The sequence below is a fragment of the Aureimonas altamirensis genome (genome assembly GCF_023702225.1).
GTDB lineage: Bacteria > Pseudomonadota > Alphaproteobacteria > Rhizobiales > Rhizobiaceae > Aureimonas > Aureimonas altamirensis_B.
In genome coordinates, this window is the sequence record NZ_JAMQCO010000007.1 from 1 (window position 1) to 18969 (window position 18969).

5 protein-coding genes are annotated in these 18969 nt (G+C 62.0%); all 5 read right to left on the reverse strand.

Annotated elements, in window-relative coordinates:
- Positions 1–9301: beta strand repeat-containing protein (locus tag NDN16_RS12425; RefSeq protein WP_251113907.1), on the reverse strand; the 9301-nt coding region annotated here is incomplete at its 3' end.
- A gap of 92 nt (positions 9302–9393) precedes the next feature.
- Positions 9394–11454 carry a putative Ig domain-containing protein gene (locus tag NDN16_RS12430; protein ID WP_251113908.1) on the reverse strand — a complete coding sequence of 687 codons (2061 nt, stop codon included), beginning with the start codon at positions 11452–11454 and terminating at the stop codon, positions 9394–9396.
- Entirely contained in the window at positions 11393–15775 is a 4383-nt protein-coding gene (locus NDN16_RS12435; protein ID WP_251113909.1) for an Ig-like domain-containing protein, read from the reverse strand. Before NDN16_RS12435 ends, NDN16_RS12430 begins: the two co-directional genes overlap by 62 nt.
- Positions 15776–16017: 242 nt before the next feature.
- On the reverse strand, positions 16018–17478 hold the full coding sequence (locus NDN16_RS12440; RefSeq protein WP_251113910.1) for a hypothetical protein: 1461 nt from the start codon (positions 17476–17478) through the stop codon (positions 16018–16020).
- Positions 17479–17522: 44 nt separating this feature from the next.
- Complete coding sequence (locus tag NDN16_RS12445; protein ID WP_251113911.1) at positions 17523–18815, reverse strand: adenylosuccinate synthase; 1293 nt, start codon at positions 18813–18815, stop codon at positions 17523–17525.
- Positions 18816–18969 lie beyond the last annotated feature (154 nt).

Genomic DNA, 18969 nt, shown 5'->3' on the forward strand with positions numbered 1-18969 from the left:
CAAGATAGGTTGCGTTCCGAACTTCGCCGCCGACCATGATCTGCAGGGTCGGCGTGCCGCCGACAGTTGAAACGAGCACCTTCTCGTTGAAGGTCACTTCGATGGTGGCGGTATCGTCGGCATTGAGGATGTTGTTCTGCCGGCCGGTCTGGCCGGACATGGCGACGGACACGATCGCGGGAGGCGCCGTATCCACGACATACCCGATATCGTCCGATACGGCGGGATGGTCGAGCACGGCGGACGTTCCGCCGAGGTCGCGGATGGTGCTGCTGTTCAGAGCCAGGCTATTGGCGTCGATCGAGATGCCGTCCGCATCGTTATCGCCGTCCGCAACGGTGTAACGGAACTGGATCTTGCCGGTGCCACTGCCACCGACATAGCTGGCCTCGCGATAGGCGGCGCCGACTTTGATCCTGAGTGTCGGGGATCCCGACGCGGTCGCGACTACGATCGTTTCACTGAACGTGACGTCGATGGTGACGGTATCGCCGACACCGAGAATGCCGTTCTGCGCTCCCAGTTGTCCGCTTATCGCGACCGACGAGATGACGGGTGACGTCGTATCGACGATATACTGGCCGTTGTCCGCAACGCTGCCGTGCTCCAGAACAGCATCGTTTCCGGCCCGGTCCTGGATGGCGCCGACCGGTGCTTCTATCGCTCCGGCATCGACCGAGACGCCGTTGGCGTCGACATCGTCCGGCTGGACGACATATCGAAACTGCAGTTTCGTCGTATCGGATCCCGACACGTAGACGGCGTTGCGTGCCGCATCGCCAATCATGACGGTAAGTTGCGGAAGGCCGCCGTCAATGTCGACGACCACATTCTCCGAGAACGTAACTTCGAAGAGGACGGCGTCGCCTGCATTCAAGATTCCGTTCTGAGCGCCGGTCTGCCCCAGGATCGCCACGGCCGCCACGGCCGCCGGAGTGGTATCGACCTTGTAAGCTGCATTGTGGGCCACGGCCCCGCTCGCCAGCACCGCATCATTGCCTGCGGCGTCGATGATTGCAGATCCGTTCAGCTTCAAGGCGTCTGCAGGGATGGATATCCCGCTGGCGTCGTCATCGCCGGTCTGAATCGTATAGGTGAAGGTCAGGGTGTTTCCGCCGGAGCCGCCCGCATAGGAGGCCTCGCGTGAAACTCCCCCGATGTTCAGCAGCAGGCCCGGCTCGCCGGCACCGAAATTGACCGTCACGTTTTCGCTGAAACTGACGGTCACGGTAACCTGATCGTTCCTGCTCAGGAACCCGGACGAGAGGCCGACCGCATCGGTGATCGCGACCGTGGTCACCGTCGGGGCCGTCGTATCGACGCCATAGTTCCGGTTGTCGGAAACGGCAGCATGGGTGAGCGTGGCCGCGTTACCGGCAAGGTCCTCGATCAGCGCGCCTTCGAGTTGCACGGCATTCGCCGGCACCGAGATACCGTTGATGTCGGTGTCGCCGGGCTGGACCGTGTAGGCGAAGATCAGTTCATTCAGCCCGGATCCCGAACGGTAGGTCGCATAGCGTTCGACCGCACCCACGAGAATCTTGAGGCGAGGCGTACCGCCAGCGGGATCCACCGTTACCGCCTCGTCGAAACTGACTTTCAGAAGGACGTTGTCACCGGCCTTCAAAAGCTCGCCGTCCATGCCCTCGGTTCCGCTGAAAGCGACCGTGGTGATTGCGGCAGAGGTCGTGTCGACCCGATAGTCCACGGCATCCGAAACCGCCGAGTGATGCAGAGGAGCCGTGTTTCCGGCGATATCCGTTATATGGCCGCCATTGAGGTTCAGGGCGTCCGCACCGAAAGCTATCCCGTCGCCATCCGTATCGCCGGCCTGGACATGGTAGGTGAACTGCAGAACGTTCGTGCCAGACCCCGAACTGTAGGTGGCCACGCGAACGCCGCCACCGACCTGCAGGTTCAGCGTCGGAATGCCGTTGACCGTGTCCACGAGGACCGCCTCGGTGAACGTCACCGATACCGTCACCACGTCGCCGGCGTTCAGGATGCCGTTGCGGATGCCCTGCCCGCCCGTCACCGCGATCGTATCGACTTCCGGTGCCGTCGTGTCCACGCGGTAGTCGGCACTGCCCGCCAACGCACCATGCGCCAGGGACACGGGATTACCGGCCAGGTCCAGGATGATGCCGTCGTTCAGGGCGAGAGCCCCGGTATCGATCGAGATGCCGTCCGCGTCGTTGTCGCCGGCGGCTACCGTATAGCGGAAGTTGAGCTTCGTCGTTCCGGAACCGGATACGTAGACGGCCTCGCGCACCTGCCCGCCCACGTTCACGGCCAGGGTCGGCGTACCGGCGCCCGTATCCACCGTCACGATCTCGTTGAACGAGACTTCGAGCGTAACGCTTCCGCCTGCCTTGAGCAGGCCTTCATGCGCGCCGCTCTGCCCGGCAAAGGCCAGGCCGGAAATCGTCGCCTCGGCCGTATCGACGCGATAGTCCGGGTTCGCGGCCACCTCCGGATGCGTCAGCGGCGCGGCGTTGCCGGCAACGTCGACGATCGTGGCGCCGTGAAGAACGATCGCATCCGCCGGGATCGCGATGCCGGTTGCATCGTTGTCGCCGTTCTGCACCGTATAATGGAACGTCAGCACGTCGCTGCCCGAACCGGCGGCATAGACCGCCTCGCGCTGCTGCCCGCCAATCAGGATCTTCAACGCCGGCGCGCCGCTCGTGACGTCAACGAAGACCTTCTCGCTGAACGAAACCGTCAGCGTCAATGCGTCACCCGCATTCAGAAGCCCGTTCAGCCGACCGCTCGCCGAGCTCACCACGACCGAGCCGATCGCCGGGCTCGTCGTGTCTACGCTATAGGTGGCGTCGTCCTCAAGCGCATCGTGCGAAAGCTGCGCAGCGTTCCCGGCCGTATCGATGATCGAGCCGCCGTTCAACTCCAGCGCGTTGCCGTCCAGCGACACGCCACTCGCATCGTTGTCCCCCGCCGCGACCGTATACGCGAAAACCAGATCGCTCGTGCCCGATCCCGAACGATAGACCGCATGGCGCTGCGCGCTACCCACCTTGACCTTCAGCCACGGCGTTCCGCCGGTCGTGTCAACTTCCACGACCTCGTCGAACCGCACCGTGAACAGCACTACGCCACCAGCCTTCAGCGCCGTGCCCGTCTGCCCTTCCGTGCCGCCGAACTCGACAGACGTGATCGCCGCATGCGTGGTGTCGACCCGGTAGTCCGACGCATCCGCAACCGCCGGATGCGCCGCAACGACGTCGTTGCCCGCAGCATCCCGAATCGTGCTGTTGCCAAGGCTCAGCGCATTCACCGGGACCGCTATCCCGTCGCCATCCGTATCGCCGGCCTGGACATGGTAGGTGAACTGCAGAACGTTCGTGCCAGACCCCGAACTGTAGGTGGCGTTGCGCTCCTGGCCACCGATGCTCAGTTTCAGGAAGGGTGGAACGTTGCCTTCCGCAACCGTGACGATCTCGCTGAAGGTGACCGAAAGGACCACCTGGTCGCCTTCGTTGAGAATGCCGCTGCGGGCACCCGTCGCGCTCGAGAAGACGACGGAAGAGACAGTCGGCGCCTGGGTATCGACCTTGTAGGCAGGGTTGTCGCCGACGGGTGAATGCGCCAGGACGGCATCATTGCCGGCAAGATCTCGGATCGTCGCTCCGCTTGCCGACAAGCCGTTGGCGACGATCGCGACCCCGTTGGCATCATTGTCGCCGGCCGCAATCGTATAACGGAACTGTAGCGCGCTGGAGCCAGAACCCGCTACGTAGGTGGCCAGACGCTCCGTCGTGCCGACGAGCAGTTTCAGCGTCGGCGTGCCGCCGTTGACGGTTACCGCCTGGTCGAAGGTAACGCTGACGGTAACCGTATCGCCGACGTTCAATGTGTCGTTCTGACCGCCGGTCTGCGCGGTGACCGCCAGTGCGGAAACCAGCGGCGGAACCGTATCCACCCTGTAGGATGGATTGTCGGCGTCTCCGGTAAAGGCCACTCCCGGGGCGTTGCCTGCCTGGTCCTCGATCGAGCCCGCAGGCACGACCAGCCCGTTGCTCACGACGGAGATGCCATCCTGGTCGTTGTCGCCGCCGACGATCGTGTAGCGGAAGGTCAGGTTGTCGGTGCCCGTACCGGACAGGTAGACGGCTTCACGCTGCACGCTGCCGATCAGGATCTTCAGGCTGGGGGTGCCGGCTGCGGTCGAAACCTGGACGACCTTGCTGAAACGGACGCTGAAATCGACGGTGTCGCCGACCGTTAGAAGCCCGTTCTCGATCCCGCCGGCGGTCGCGATCGACGCGGAGTAGACCAACGGGACGGTCGTATCGACCTTGTAGTGGCTGTCGTCGCCGAGCGCGGCATGGGTCAGAGATGCGGCGGTGCCGCCGATGTCGGTTATCTTGCCATTATTCGTGACGAGGGCGTTTGCGGAAACGGAAATCCCGTTTGCGTCAGTATCGCCCGACTGGATCGCATAGGTGAAAAGCAGCGTATTCGAATTCGTACCGCTGACATAGGAAGCGTTTCTTGTCGTTTCGCCGACGGTGATGCGCAAGCGCGGTACGCCTGCGCTTGTATCGACGAGCACCGTTTCCGAGAAGGTAACCGCGAAGGTGACGGAGTCCCCGACCGACAGAAAATCGTTCTTCAGACCGACAGCGCTTTGGATAGCGACATTGGTGATCGACGGCGCCGTCGTATCGACCTTGTAGGCAGCGTTGTCGCTGACCGCTCCGTAAGACAGGATCGCGGCGTTTCCGGCCGTATCCCGTATCGTCGCTCCAGCCAGGGAGATGCTGTTGCCCGGCAATGAGATGCCGTTTCCATCCGTATCGCCGGCCTGCACGGTATAGTCGAAACGCAGGGTGGTGGTGCTGGATCCGCCGGAGTAAACGGCGTCGCGCTCGATGTCGCCGATCTTGATGCGAACCGTCGGCAAGCCGCTTTGCGTGTTCACGGTCACCGCTTCGGTGAACGACACGCCGACCGTCACACGGTCGCCTGCATTCAGGGTGCTGTTCTGAATATTGGTCGCACTGAGGATAGCGACCGAAGCCACCGTCGGGACGCTCGTATCGACCTTGTAGTTGTAGTTGTTTCCAACCGCCGCATGAAGCAGATTTGCATTCGTGCCGCCGAGATCGGTAATCACGCCGCTGTTGAGCGTGATGCTGTCCGCAAGGATGGACAGGCCGTCATTGTCATCGTCGCCGGCTGCGATCGTGTATTCGAACTTCAGCTTGTTTGTTCCCGAGCCGGAAACGTAATGCGCCTGCCTCTCGCCGGCGTCCGTCCGGATGCGCATGGTCGGCACGCCGTTGGACGTATCGACATAGACCAACTCGCTGAAGCTGGCGGTCAGCGTCACCACGGAACCAAGCGACACCCAACCGTTTGCGGCGCCGATTGCGGAGGTGACGGCGACCGAGGTGACCGTCGGTGCGGTCGTATCGGCCATGTAGCCGGGGTTGTCGGCCAGCGCGGCATGGGACAGGACGGCATTGTTGCCGGCGATGTCTACGATCCGGCCGCTATTGAGGGCCAGGCCATTGGCCGGCACGGAAACACCGTTGATATCCTCGTCGCCCGCGCGGACGGTATAGGCGAACGTCAGTTCGCTCGACCCGCTGCCGGACACGTAGACGGCTTCCCTGCGTACGCTGCCGACCATGAGCCCGATAGACGGCCTCCCGCCGGAGACGTCCACGAAGACGGTCTCGCCGAACGTCGCCTTAACGATCAGCGAGTCGTTGACGTTGACGATGCCGTTCAGGGTTCCAACGGCGGACAACGCGATATTCGTGACGGCCGGCGCAGTCGTATCGACCCGGAACGCGGAATCGTCCGCCTGTCCCGAAACGGCGGTGACGGCATCGTTTCCTGCCATGTCACGGATGGCGCCCGGCGCGGCGACCAAGCCGTTCTCGACGATGGAAATGCCGTCGAGATCGGTTTCACCGGCGGCGATCACATAGGCAAAGCGGATGGTGTCGCTGCCCGAGCCGCTGACATACGCAGCCTCACGCTCCGTGCCGCCCACGCGGATCTTGAGCGTCGGGGCGCCGGCAGCATTATCGATGACCACGGTCTTGGTGAAAGATACGGTGAACGAGACCGTATCGCCGGCGTTCAGAAAATCGTCGACAGCACCGGTTGCCTCGAGGATCGCCGCACCCGTCGCCACGGGTGCCGTCGTGTCGACGAGGTATTGGGGCTGTTCGAGTATTGGATCATGCGTAAGGTTCGCATTCGTCCCCGCACGATCCGTGACGGAGCCGGGAGCTGCCACCAGGCTGCCGCCATCGACCGAGATACCGCCGAGGTCGCTATCGCCGGCGGCGATCGTCAGGCGGAACAGGAGAACGGTCGAGCCGCTGCCGGAGACGTATTCGGCATTGCGCAGCTGGCCGCCGACATTGACCTTGAGCACAGGAGCGCCGACCGCCCCGTCCACGAAGACTGCCTCGCTGAAAGTCGCGGCGAAGGTAACCGTATCGCCGGCATTCAGGAAACCGTTTTGGCGTCCGGTCTGCCCGGAGATCGAAAGCGAGGATATGGTGGGCGCGGTGGTATCGACGACGAGACCGGAATCCGCTGCAAGCGAAGAATGCAGCAGCGAAGCATTGTTACCGGCAACGTCGACAATGGTGGCGCCATCCAGGGCGATCGCGTTCGCGTCCACCGAAATGCCGTCGAGATCGACGTCACCCGCGGCGATCGTGTAGGCGAACGAAAGTTTGCTCGTTCCGCTTCCGCTCACATATGAGGCGCGGCGAATGTCGTTGCCGACACGCAGATTGACGGTGGGTAGGCCGGCAACGGTGACAGCCTCGTTGAATGTCACGTCGAAGGTGACGACATCGCCCTCGTTGAGAATGCCGCCATGTGCGCCGGTTGGTGGGGCGAAGGCGACGGAGGCAATAGATGGAGATGTGGTGTCGACCTTGAAGGACGCGTTGTCGCCGGCCCCGGTATGGACCATATTGGCGTCGTTTCCGGCCGCGTCCCGGATGCTGCCGCCGTTCTTGACGAGGCTGCCGCCGTCGACGGAGACCCCGTCGGCGTCGATGTCCCCCGCTGCCACTGTGTAGACGAAGACGAGACGGTCACTACCGGACCCGCTCGAATAGTTCGCGCTCCGGCTCTGTGTGCCCACCTTGACGATCAAAGCAGGCGTGCCCGTTACGGTTACCGCTTCGCTGAAAAGCACTTCGAAGGAAAGCGTGTCGCCGGCGTTCAGATAGGTTCCGAGGGCACCCGTCTGGCCGGTCGCGGCAACTGAAACGATCGCCGGAACGGCGGTGTCCACCCCGTAGGAGGGGTCATCGGCGACAGCGCCATGGGTGAGCGTAGCGGCGGTTCCTGCCGCGTCCCCGATGCTGCCCCCTGCAAGGTTCACCGTTCCGGCATCGACGGAGATGCCGTTCGCATCGCCGTCACCGGCTGCGATCGTATAGCGGAACTGGAGCTTGTTGGTCCCGGAGCCCCCGACATAGACGGCATTCCGGGTTGTGGCGCCGACCCTGATCGCAATCGAAGGCGTACCCGTTACGATGACGCTTTCGCTGAACGTCGCTTCCAGGGTTACCGTATCGCCCGTGTTCAGAAGATTGTTCTGGGCGCCGGTCTGCCCTGCGATGGCGAGCGAGGAGAGGATGGGGGCGACGGCGTCGACCTTATAGTTTGTGTCGGCAGCAATACCGGCATGCGACAGCAGGGCATCGTTGCCCGCCGCGTCCTGCAGGGTTCCGCCACCCAGCACAAGGTTGCCCGCGTCGACGGAAATCCCGTCCGCGTCCGTATCACCGGCGACGACGGTGTAGCGGAAACTCAGCTTCGACGTACCGGAACCCGATACATAGACTGCATCACGGTCCTGCGTACCGACCTTGATGCGCAGGTTGGGCACGCCGGTGACGAACACGGCCTCGCTGAAAGAAACTTCCAGCGTCACCGTATCGTCGGCGTTGAGCGTATGATTGATCGCGCCGGTTTGTCCGATGATCGCGACCGAGGCAATGGACGGCGCGCTCGTGTCGACCTTGAAGCTCGTATTGTCGGTTAAAGCCGAATGTTTCAGGCCCGCCGCCGCTCCGCTTCGGTCTACCGTAACGGAGCCACCATGGAGGTCGATCGCGTTCTCGGTAACGGAAATGCCGTTGGCGTCCGTATCGCCGGCGGCGATCACATACTTGAATCGCAGCGTCGTGCCGGTGGAGGACGCAGCGTCGTAATCGGCGAACTTCGTCTGTCCGCCGACGTTGATCGCCAACCTCGGCGTTCCCCCGGTCGTGTCTACCGTGACCGCGCTTTTCATCGCAACGTCGAAGACGACGATATCGCCGGCGTTGGCGGTACCGTTGGCAAGGCCCGAGCTCTGCCCGCCACTGAATGTGACCGACGAAACGTCCGAGAGAAATGGCGTCGTCGTGGCGGATTCGTAGCCGGTGATCGCACTTATGGCGACGTTGGCATCCGTACGAAGAGCATTATTGATATTCTGCGTAAGTACCGCACCGTCTGCAAAGACGAGTTTGTCGCGCGATTGCGTGGAAACGCCGTTGCCGACCGTGACGATCTCCGTACGACCACCGATACTGCGGGTGAACTGGATGGCGCCGGACACCGCGGTCGTGCTCTTGGCGTAGTCCGACCAGTTTCCTGTGAAATAGATGATGTCTTCGCCGCCGAGGAGACCGCGGGCGTCGACCACCGAGCCGGCCTTGATATAGACCTTGTCGACCCCGCCGGTGCCAGTGAATTGGGTTTCTTGGCCCGGGGTTGACATGGCGAAAACTGCGCCGGGACCCGTGCTGGACGCCCTGACGTTAGTTATACTGCCGCTGTCCGTGGGAACGACGATACTCTCGTTCGTCAATGAGGCATTGTAGCCTGTGACTGTCGAGATCGCGACATTCGGGTTCGCCCGGACGGCGGTATTGACGTTCTGCGTCAGAGCGGCACCATCCGCGAAGACGAGAAGGTCACGGGTCAGGGTTGCAACGCCGTTGCCGACGATGACCCTTTCCGTCAACCCAGCCGAGCTGTCGACATATGTGAAGACGATTCCCCCGGGAACCGAACTTGTATCCTTGGCGTAGTCGGACCAGGCATGGGTGAAGACGATGACGTCTTCCCCACCACCCAACCCGCGCGCGTCCAGCTCGACCCCGGGAGCGGAGTAGACGATGTTGCTTGCGGTCGACCCAGTGACGACGACGCTTTGTCCGACGAGTTCATATTCTCGGCCAGGTGTCCGCAGATCAAGAACGTCTTGGTTGGAGCCCTTGATCAGATAGCTTAGAATTACAGACATCGAACAACCTCAAGAGATCGACATTTACAAAAATGACGACTTACAAATCCGTTTTTTAGAAACAATGCGATGTTATTGGACTGAAATCGGTGTCATCCCATAGTCCACATATCAATTATCTGCGGAATGTATGGGAGCAAAGACTCGACGGTCAAAGCACCGTTCTGGACTAATGGTTGAAGCGATGATTCCAGAACGATCGCGATGTCCGCGTAGGAGGTTTCCCCTTGGAATGCCAAGCCAAACGGAAACAGTGTGGAGCCATCACCAGTGGCGAATACGCCCTCTTTAAATCCTGCTAATGCACCCGGAAGATTGAACTTGTCATCAACATAGAAGGTGTCTTCCAGACCGAAGTTCAAAATCTTTGCATAAGTATCTTTAATCTTCCAGTTGTCGGTAGCTGGATCCAGATCCGAGACGACAAAAGAATACTTATCGCCTGCAGCGTCGAAATTTTGGTAAATTTGGTTTCCAGGATTGTCCGACGCCGGGTCGGTAAGATCGAGCCACTTCTGCGTCGTCATCAGGGCACCGGTAGCGTTGTCCACCTTCTGTGCCAGAACGCCGCTGCTGCCCTGGTTCCAGACCCCTGGCGTAATGGTGCCGAACGTCGTCGAGAAGGCCGTGCTGGCGACACCCGAAATCGCACCGGTCAACGCGCCGGCCGAAACTTCCAGCCGGTAGTTGGAAGACAGGTCGAGATCGAAGGTGGGATCGATGACAAGCAGGACTTGTCCATCGACGCGTTGGATACTGACGCCCGGATGCAGGCCGGACAGGGAGATCGTCTGCGTATGGTTTTCGTTCTCGCCCTGGTAGCCCGCTCCGCCGGCCCCTGAACCGCCCAGATCGGTGATCGTCACGCTGCCGGATCCGCTGAAATTGACGTCTTGATTCAGAACCAGCACGAGATTGCTTCGCACGTCGAAATTCGTGATGTTCGAGAAGGAAGCACTCATCGTGGGTGCCGACTGTATGTTCAGGGCGAAGGTATCCGACACCGTCAGCGAGCCATCGGATGCCGTAACCTTGACGTCGATGGCGCCGGCAACACCGCTGACGGACGTTGCATGGAACGCACCGGTTGCGGAGTTGAACGTCAGCCAATTGGGCAAAGCCGATCCGTTGTCGAGCGTCGCCGTATAGCTGAATGTCGTCCCACCATCCGGATCATGGAATGTATTGGCTGGAACGGTGAAGTCGAAGGCTTGGCCGATGACGGCGGTCTGATCTGCGAGTGCGTTCGCAAGTACGGGCGTTTCGTTCACATTCGTCAGATGAACGACGATATTCTGCGTCGAATGGTTGCCGGCACTATCGGTTGCCTGCACCACGATTGCATAACTACCGTCTGTGTTCGAGTCGCTTGGGCTTTCGAAATTCTGAGGTGTGACGAAGGTCAACTGACCTTGGCTCGTCAGATTGAAGAGCGCGCCGTCGCCGGACATGGGGTTGAGCGTCCAGGTGACGTCATGTGCGTCAGTAGCTGCCAACTGCCCGACGACGGTGCTGTTTTCAGATGCATTGAGACTGGTTGTCGTGATGACGGGCGCGGTGTTGTCGAGGGCATAGGCTGCAGTCGCACTCGACGTGCCCGCCCAGTTTTGGTGACTGATCTTCCCTTCTACGGTGCCGGATACCGAGGAAATCGAGAACTGTGTTCCATCCACGCTGCCAGGCGCCGTGCTTACAAAATACAACGTGTTGGAATTGCTTCCACTTTCATAATCCGCCGTTACGGCCACACCGTTGATCACGAAGGTGATTTGAGGCGTGTTGGGCACGATCACGTCCTCAGAGAAGACGACTTCGAACGTCAGCGAGTTACCCCCTTTGCCGACATAGAGGTTATCGTCCGCGTCATAGGCCGTGAAGCTGGTAATTGTCGGCGCGGCGACCACGGCGAGATTGAATGTCTGCGAGGCGAAGAGGCCGGCCTGGTCAGTCGCCGTGACCGTATAGTTGGTCGGTCCGGAAGCAACAGTTGGCGTTCCGGAGATTATGCCCGTCTGCGCGTCCAAATGAAGACCTGCAGGCAACGTGCCGGAAGTGACCGAATAGGTCCGAGTGTCATCGACATCGACATCGCTAAAGGCGCCCGCCAGCGCCAGGGTCCAACTGCTCTGGTTCGTGACCGCCGTTTGCGCCAATCTGCCCTGTGGCGACCGGAGCCTCGTTCACATTCGTCAAGTGGACGGAGATGGTCTGCGTCGAGCTGTTGCCGGCGGTATCCGTTGCGGTGACATCCAGCAAATATTCGCGGTCTGCGTTTCCATCGGATGGGGACTCGAAGTTTTGTGCGGATCTGAACGCCAACGCGCCCTGGCTCGTCAGATTGAAGAGCGCGCCATCTCCGGACACGGAGTTGAGCGTCCAGCTGATGTTATGCGAATCCGTTGCAGCCAATTGACCGACGACGGTGCCATTTTCAGCCGCACTGAAGCTCGTGGTCGTGATGGTGGGCGCAGCGTTGTCCAGGTCATAGGCGCCGATCGCACTGGTAGAGCCTACCCAATTCTGGTTGCTGACGCCTCCCGTGACCGTGCCGGACACCGAAGCAACCGAGAACTGCGTCCCATTCACGCTGCCCGGCGCCGTACCCGTGAAATACAGCGTGCCGGAACCGCTCCCGAGTTGATAGGTCGCGGTAACGGCCACGCCGCCGATCACAAAATTGATCTCGGGTGTCCCTGTGACGTTTACGGTCTCAGAGAAAACCACCTTGAAGGTCAGTGATGTCCCCCCCTTGCCGACGGCAGTGTCCCCAACAGCATCATAAACGGTGAAACTGGAGATCGTCGGGGCGGATACCACGGCAAGGTTGAACGTCTGCGAGACGTAAAGGCCGCCCCGATCGGTTGCCGTGACCGTGTAGGGAGTAGCGGTTGAATCCCTGAGGGGCGTGCCGGAGATAACGCCGGTCTGCGCGTCGAGCTGAAGCCCCGCCGGCAAAGTGCCGGATGTGATCGAATAGGTACGAGTGTCTCCCTGGTCGACATCGCTGAAGTAGTTTGCCAGCGCAAGAGACCAGCCGCTCTGGTTCGTGACCGCCGTTTGGCCATCAATATGGCCCTCGGCAACCGGGGCATCGTTCCTATCGTCGATGGCGATCGCGATCGTTTGCGTTGAGGCGTTGCCGACCGCGTCGATTGCCGTGACCTGAACAGAATAAGAGCTCTTCACCTCGAAGTTCGGCGCGCCGACGAACGTCAACGTACCGTCAAAGCCGAGCGTAAAGGCGGCTGCATCGGTCCCTGAAAGATTGGTCCAAGTGACCGGACCATGAGCCTCGCTAGCGGTGAGCGAAACGCTGGGCGGTATCGGGTTGGCGGCCGTCGATTCACCGACACGGTAGGAATGCTCGATGGCAGGCGGAACAGTATCGACCGAGAAATCGAGCGACATGCCAGCGGAGCCGGCAGCGCCGCCGACCACCTTGATACGGGCGTGGACCGAATGCGCGCCATCCTGCAGGTAGACCGAAGGAGTGTAGCTCCATTGATTCTCGTTGACCGTCGCCACACCCAGAAGGACCTGCCCATCGTAAATGACGACCGCCATGCCCGCGACGAGTACGCCGTCGATGGTGCCGGATATGGTCGGCATCGGATCATCGATAGCGCTACCGACGCCTACGGGACCGGTAATGTTCCCAACGTGATCGGACACGCCGGGGCGCGTGGAAGCGCTGACGATGGCATCGATCTGGTTCGCATCGAGCACGGCAGCCTGCAATGAGGTCATCGCCCCCAGTTGAGCGTCCGTCATCCCGTGCAGTTGTGCAGGTGTCAGAGCGGAAACCTGGGCCGTACTCATTGCCGAAACGGTTCCAGTCGGAAGACCGGAGATCGCCGATGCAGATAACGCAGCGATCGTCTCAAGGCTGAATTCGCTTATCTCCACGTTGGAAACTGTCGCAAGATGCAATGCGGACAAACCCGAAGCCTGTACTGGGCCGATTGCATGGAGTTGATTGCTCGAAAATGCAGAAAACTGATCGACATCAAGCGATGCGATCTGTGCTGCGGTCATCTGCGCGACAGCAGCGACGGAGATGTGGGATATCTGTGACGCGGAAAAATGATCAAGCTGCGCTGCAGAGAATCCCGCAAACGCTGCCGGTAACAAAGCAGCGACCTGGCTGATGGAAAACTGCTCGATCTGCGAGCCTTGGAAGGCGGCCACCTGCGAAGCGGTGAGCGCCGCAAACTGAGCGGTCGTCATGTCGTGGATCTGGTCAACCGTAATCGATCCGATAGCCGCTACGGAAATACTTGAGATGATCGAGGCATTGAGCGACGCGAATGCCGATGGCTGCAGCTCAACGATCATGTCAGACGTAAGCACGGCCACCTGCGCAGCACTGAGGCCGCCGACCTGCCCCGCCGACAAGGAAGCGAGTTCGCTACTGGAGAGAGTCGCGAACTGGGTGACGGGAATACGCCCCATATCGGAGCTCGCGACGTCACCCACCTGACTGACGTCGAAAACGAGCGCCTCCCCGACGACATAGGACGTTATCTCGTCCGGCATAATGGCCTTGACCGTCAGCGAATGCCGCCCGCCGGCCATCTCGATCCGAGGCGTCAATGTCCAGGAGGTTCCATCTCCGGATACCGTTGCCTCGCCCAGATAGACATCGCCCTCGTAGACATGGAGCTTAACGCCCGCAGCGATCTTGGAACGGATCTGACCGCCGATGGTGGGCATGTTCCTGATCGATATGGCCAGCTGGGGGAGCGAGACGTAAGAAGTGTCGCTATCCGTGTAGGTCGACCACAACTGCAACTTGCTCAGGGCAGAAAGCTGAGAATCGCTGAAAAGGGATGTGTTGAGCGCGGCAAGCGCCGACGGCGACAGAACCGAAAGCTGGTCCAGCGTAAATGCCGCCGCCTGCGTTGCGGACAGCGCGCGAACGGCGTCGGCGGACAGTGCTGCGACCTGCGAGAGGGAAACCTGCGCGATCTCGCCGACAGCTTTTTGGGAAAAGCTCTGCGTCGCGCTGCCGGCGGCCGACACGGCCGACGCCACCGCTGCATCGGCCGCCGCCATGCCGGCCAGCAACTGACCGGACGCGTCCGCAACCTTTGCCCCCGCAATCCTGAGCGCGACGATCCGATCCGTATCGCCGGAAGCGACCGCGGATGCAACTTTTGCGAGGTAGTCGCCACCGGCATACAGCTTGTCCAGGCCCGACAGCGCGGCAAGGGCCACGCCGACTGCATTGGCGCCGGCATTCGGCGACCCGTCCTGGTTGATGACGGCGATTGCCGGTTGGGTCGCGTCGCCATCCAGCCCGAAGGCTTTCGCGACTTTCAGATTGATCGCATTCACCTGGGCGGCGGTCAAATTTCCTGCCGTCAGCGATGAGAGGCCATCATCTCCCGAAGCCAACCCGAGTTCACGCACGGCGAGTTCGGAGATGGGGTTGACGGAAATCCTGATCGTCTGGATTCCGGAAGCGGAGACGAACATCGTCCGCAGATCTCCGACCAGGTCCTTCTGGGCGCCTGTCGCCTCGTCCGCGTAGTCGTTACCGGCATCCTTATCGACGACGCGCGCGAGCACGGGGCCGGTGTAGCTACCGGAATAGCTGAGCACGAACGTCCCGTCCGATGCGACGGCCACCGGCCCGGAAAGGACCGTTCCGTCCGCCCGATAAAGGGTAACCGACAGGCCGTTTCCACTGACGACCGGACCCGCTACGACGGAGCCATAGACCGTCACGGTCTGATCCACGGGTGTCGGGGTCGGCACAGGTGCAGGTGCGGCACCTCCCGAACCGCCGCCGCCGCCGCCCGCGGCCACCGCGACGAGACCGCCGACTGCGGCGAGCATGCCGAGCGGAAGAGCCGGTCCATGGGACATGAGACCGGCAATACCGGAGCCGACCGATGCGTGAGTATCGGCACCGTTCGACGCCTCCACGGACACGCTGCCGAAATAGTGACCGTAGCTTTCCACGAGTTCGGCGACAGAGCCCGCTCCGCCGAGCGAATAGACGAGGCGCGCATCGCCACCGCCCAGTGCATGCCCCTGCGTTGCGGTACCTAGTACGGTCCACCCGCCGGAACTGCTGGGCAACTCCAGGCCGCACAGACCGTCATCGCAGACGGAATAGAATTTGTCGAAGACGATTCGCGTATCCTTGCCGAGCATCAGGATCAGGTCCGAATCCGCCTTGCCGTCGGCGCGAACCGCTGCGACCTCGGAAATGTCCTCGATGATCCTGTCGCCACCGACGAGCTTGCGCTCCATGATCCGGTAACGACGCCCGGCTACCGGCCTGACCGTCTTCGCTCCACCTGCAGATACGTCGATACTGTCGACGCCGTCGAAGACGACATATCCAAGGACACGAACCCCATCGGCCGGCGCTGTACCCCCGCTGCGATTCGCGCCGTCGGCTGTTGAAGTTGAACCGCTTTTCCCAACCAAGTTGCCACTGCTGGTTTTTTTGGAATTCGTCATCTTCAACTCGCGATCTAGGGTTTACACATCAGCGTACATGATAAGCAGAAATACGGATATTTTTCAACCTAGTACATATTTTTGATATCATATAAATGTCTATGAAATGCTGGGTTGCATCTCTTTCGCAAAGTGAAACGGACGCGCGAAAACAGGTCCGCCGACGCGCTTCGGTTTGAAACGCGTCGGCGGACCGGAGATCGCTCTAATGAATTGGATTCAATGCGGGCCTTCAGCAGCCCTCAGGTGCGTGCGTCCCAGGCCGCAAGCGCCTCGCGGAAGGCTGCCTCGCCCTCCGCTCCCTTTTCGATGGACAGCAGCGCCCTCTGGCCCGTCTCGTAGGCGAGCGGAACGTCGATCCACTTTTCGTTTGCCATCAGCGACAGGTTGTCCTGCACCGCCTGCTGCAGATCGTTCAGCGCGATCCAGAAAAATCCATCCGAAATCTTGCCCGCAACGCCGATCAAGGGGCTTCCCCTGTCCTGCTCGGTGGGCTTGAACGCCAGACGCTGGACGTTGGCGATCTCGCCGCCAGGGAAGTTCTCGGGTACATCGAACATCATCTCGATGACATGACTGGCCGGCAGCGACGCGTCTGCGTTGCGACGGATCGTCATCGTCATGGTGACGCTGGTATCGGGGATCTGCACCACGGCACGTACGGCAGGCTCCGGCGGCTGCCCATCGGCCGGTGCTTCCTGGACGACACTCCAGCGCACATTACCCTGATGCTGCGCGCCCGGCGTATCGTTGAAACGCTCTTCGTAGAACACGGCCACTTCCGCCCCCTCGGGAACGGCAGCCCCTGCGGCAGGCGCCGGCTGCCCGGGCGGCGTCGCGGGCGGCGGCGCCGTCGTCGGCGCCTCGGAAGCGGCGGCAACGTCGGTGCCTTCATCGAAGGCATTGGCCGTGGACGTGCCCGGGCCTGGATCCGTTTCCGTGCCGTCAGGCAGAAGGCGCTGCGTATAGTCGCGAGCTCCCGGCTCGGGCGTGGCGGCAGCCGGTGGCGCTTCGGCGGCGCCCTCCGCCGGCGGCGTCGCCTCTGGCGGCGTTTCGGCGACGGATGCGTCGGGCGTTTCGCCGCTGTCCGTCCCCTCGATGGGTTGCTCCGCGGTCTGGACATCCTGTCCGCCCCGAGGCAGCAACCCGCCGAAATCATAACCCGAGATGTAGGCTGCGCCCGCACCACCCGCGATCAGCAGCAGTGCGACACCGGCATAAAGGCCCGTGCGCGATTTCTTCTCCGGCGCAGAGGCCCGCCGCGCGCTCGAATATCGCGGTGCGGCCATATCGGGAGCAGGAATGGCCGTATCCTGCGAATCCTTGTCCGCACTTCCTTCCGCGCGCCGCGCCTCGCTGCCGGACGGGGACGACGGCCCGATCTCGCCGACCGACTCGGCAGTGCCGGCAGGCGCGGCGGGCGTCATCGGCCCGGCGACATGGGGCTCGGCTGCCGGTTCCGGATCGACGTCGTCCTCGGGCTCGGCCTCCAAGGCGTTGTAATGCGCCTCGGTGCGCTGGATCGCATCCTCTAGAGAATCACGCCTGGCCTGCGCCGCCTCGTCGCCAAGCGGCGGATTTGCGGCGGCGATCTGCCTATCGATGGCCGAGCGCGCCTTGTCGTAGACTTTGGCGCGCAGCTGCGGGCTCGAGCCGGGCAGACCATCGATGGTCTTTCGAAGAACGGCGCTCAAATCCGCCATGGCAATGAGATACTCTCAGCTCGAATGGGCAATCGTGCTGGAACTTAGTCCTGAAAGGGATCGCGAACAAGTATCGTGTCGTCACGCTCGGGCGAGGTCGACAGAAGCGTCACCGGCGCCCCGACGAGCTCCTCGATCTCGCGGACATACTTGACGGCCTGAGCCGGAAGATCGCTCCAGGATCGTGCGCCGGCGGTCGTGTCCCGCCAACCCTCGAAGCTGCGGTAGATCGGACGCACGCGCCTCTGCGCCGCGAGACTGGCCGGAAAATAGTCGATCTGCTGACCATCCAGCTCATAGCCGATGGCGATCTTGATCTCGTCCAATCCGTCCAGGACGTCGAGCTTCGTCAGGGCGAGGCCGTAGATGCCGTTGATCGCCACCGCCTGGCGCACCAGCACCGCGTCGAACCAGCCGCAGCGGCGCTTGCGCCCGGTAACCGTGCCGAATTCGTGCCCGCGCTCGCCGAGAAACTGGCCGACCTCGTTGTCCTGTTCGGTCGGGAAAGGCCCCTCGCCCACCCGGGTCGTATAGGCCTTGGTGATGCCGAGCACGAAACCCGCGGCCGAAGGGCCGAGGCCCGAACCGGCGGCTGCCTGCCCCGCAACCGTGTTTGAGGAGGTGACGAAGGGATAGGTACCGTGGTCGATATCCAGGAGCGTACCCTGCGCGCCTTCGAACAGGATACGGTCTCCCGCCTTGCGGCGCGCATCGAGAAGCCGCCACACGCGATCCATATAGGGGGTGATCTCGGCCGCGACCGAGGTCAGTTCATCCAGGATGGCGGACGCCTGGATCTCCGGTTCGCCCAGGCCCCGCCGCAGCGGGTTGTGGTGGGCGAGCAGACGCTCGATACGCTCCGGCAGGGCGTCGATCTCGGCAAGATCCATCACGCGGATGGCGCGCCGCCCGACCTTGTCCTCGTAGGCGGGGCCGATGCCGCGCTTGGTTGTTCCGATCTTCGTGCCGCCCGCCGCATTCTCGCGGATGGCATCCAGCTCGCGGTGCAGAGAAAGGATCAGAGCGGCATTGTCGGCGATGCGCAGCGTCTCGGGCGTGATCGTCAGCCCCTGGTCTTCCAGGCGCTTCTTTTCGGCGACGAAGGCATGCGGGTCGAAGACGACGCCATTGCCGATGACGGACAGTTTCCCGCCCCGCGCAACACCCGAGGGAAGCAGGGACAGCTTGTAGGATACACCGTCGACGACGAGCGTATGCCCGGCATTATGGCCGCCCTGGAAACGCACGACCACGTCGGCCCTCTCCGAGAGCCAGTCGACGATCTTGCCTTTTCCCTCGTCTCCCCACTGGGAGCCGACGACAACACAATTGCCCATGAATTCTCCTGCGGGGGCGAGCGCCCCATTCGATCCCGTCGCTGCCCAAGGTGCCCCGCCAACGGCGGGACAGGCGTTGCCCGGCGACAGCCCCCGAGCAAACGCGCGCGACTATAGAGAAACCCGGCCCGCGATGCGAGAGCCGAAGGCCGGG

Excerpts from the sequence above, each read along its gene's own strand:
- NDN16_RS12440 (WP_251113910.1), bottom strand. The coding sequence starts at position 17,478 with ATGGCGGATTTGAGCGCCGTTCTTCGAAAGACCATCGATGGTCTGCCC.
- NDN16_RS12435 (WP_251113909.1), bottom strand. The coding sequence starts at position 15,775 with ATGACGAATTCCAAAAAAACCAGCAGTGGCAACTTGGTTGGGAAAAGC.
- NDN16_RS12445 (WP_251113911.1), bottom strand. The coding sequence starts at position 18,815 with ATGGGCAATTGTGTTGTCGTCGGCTCCCAGTGGGGAGACGAGGGAAAA.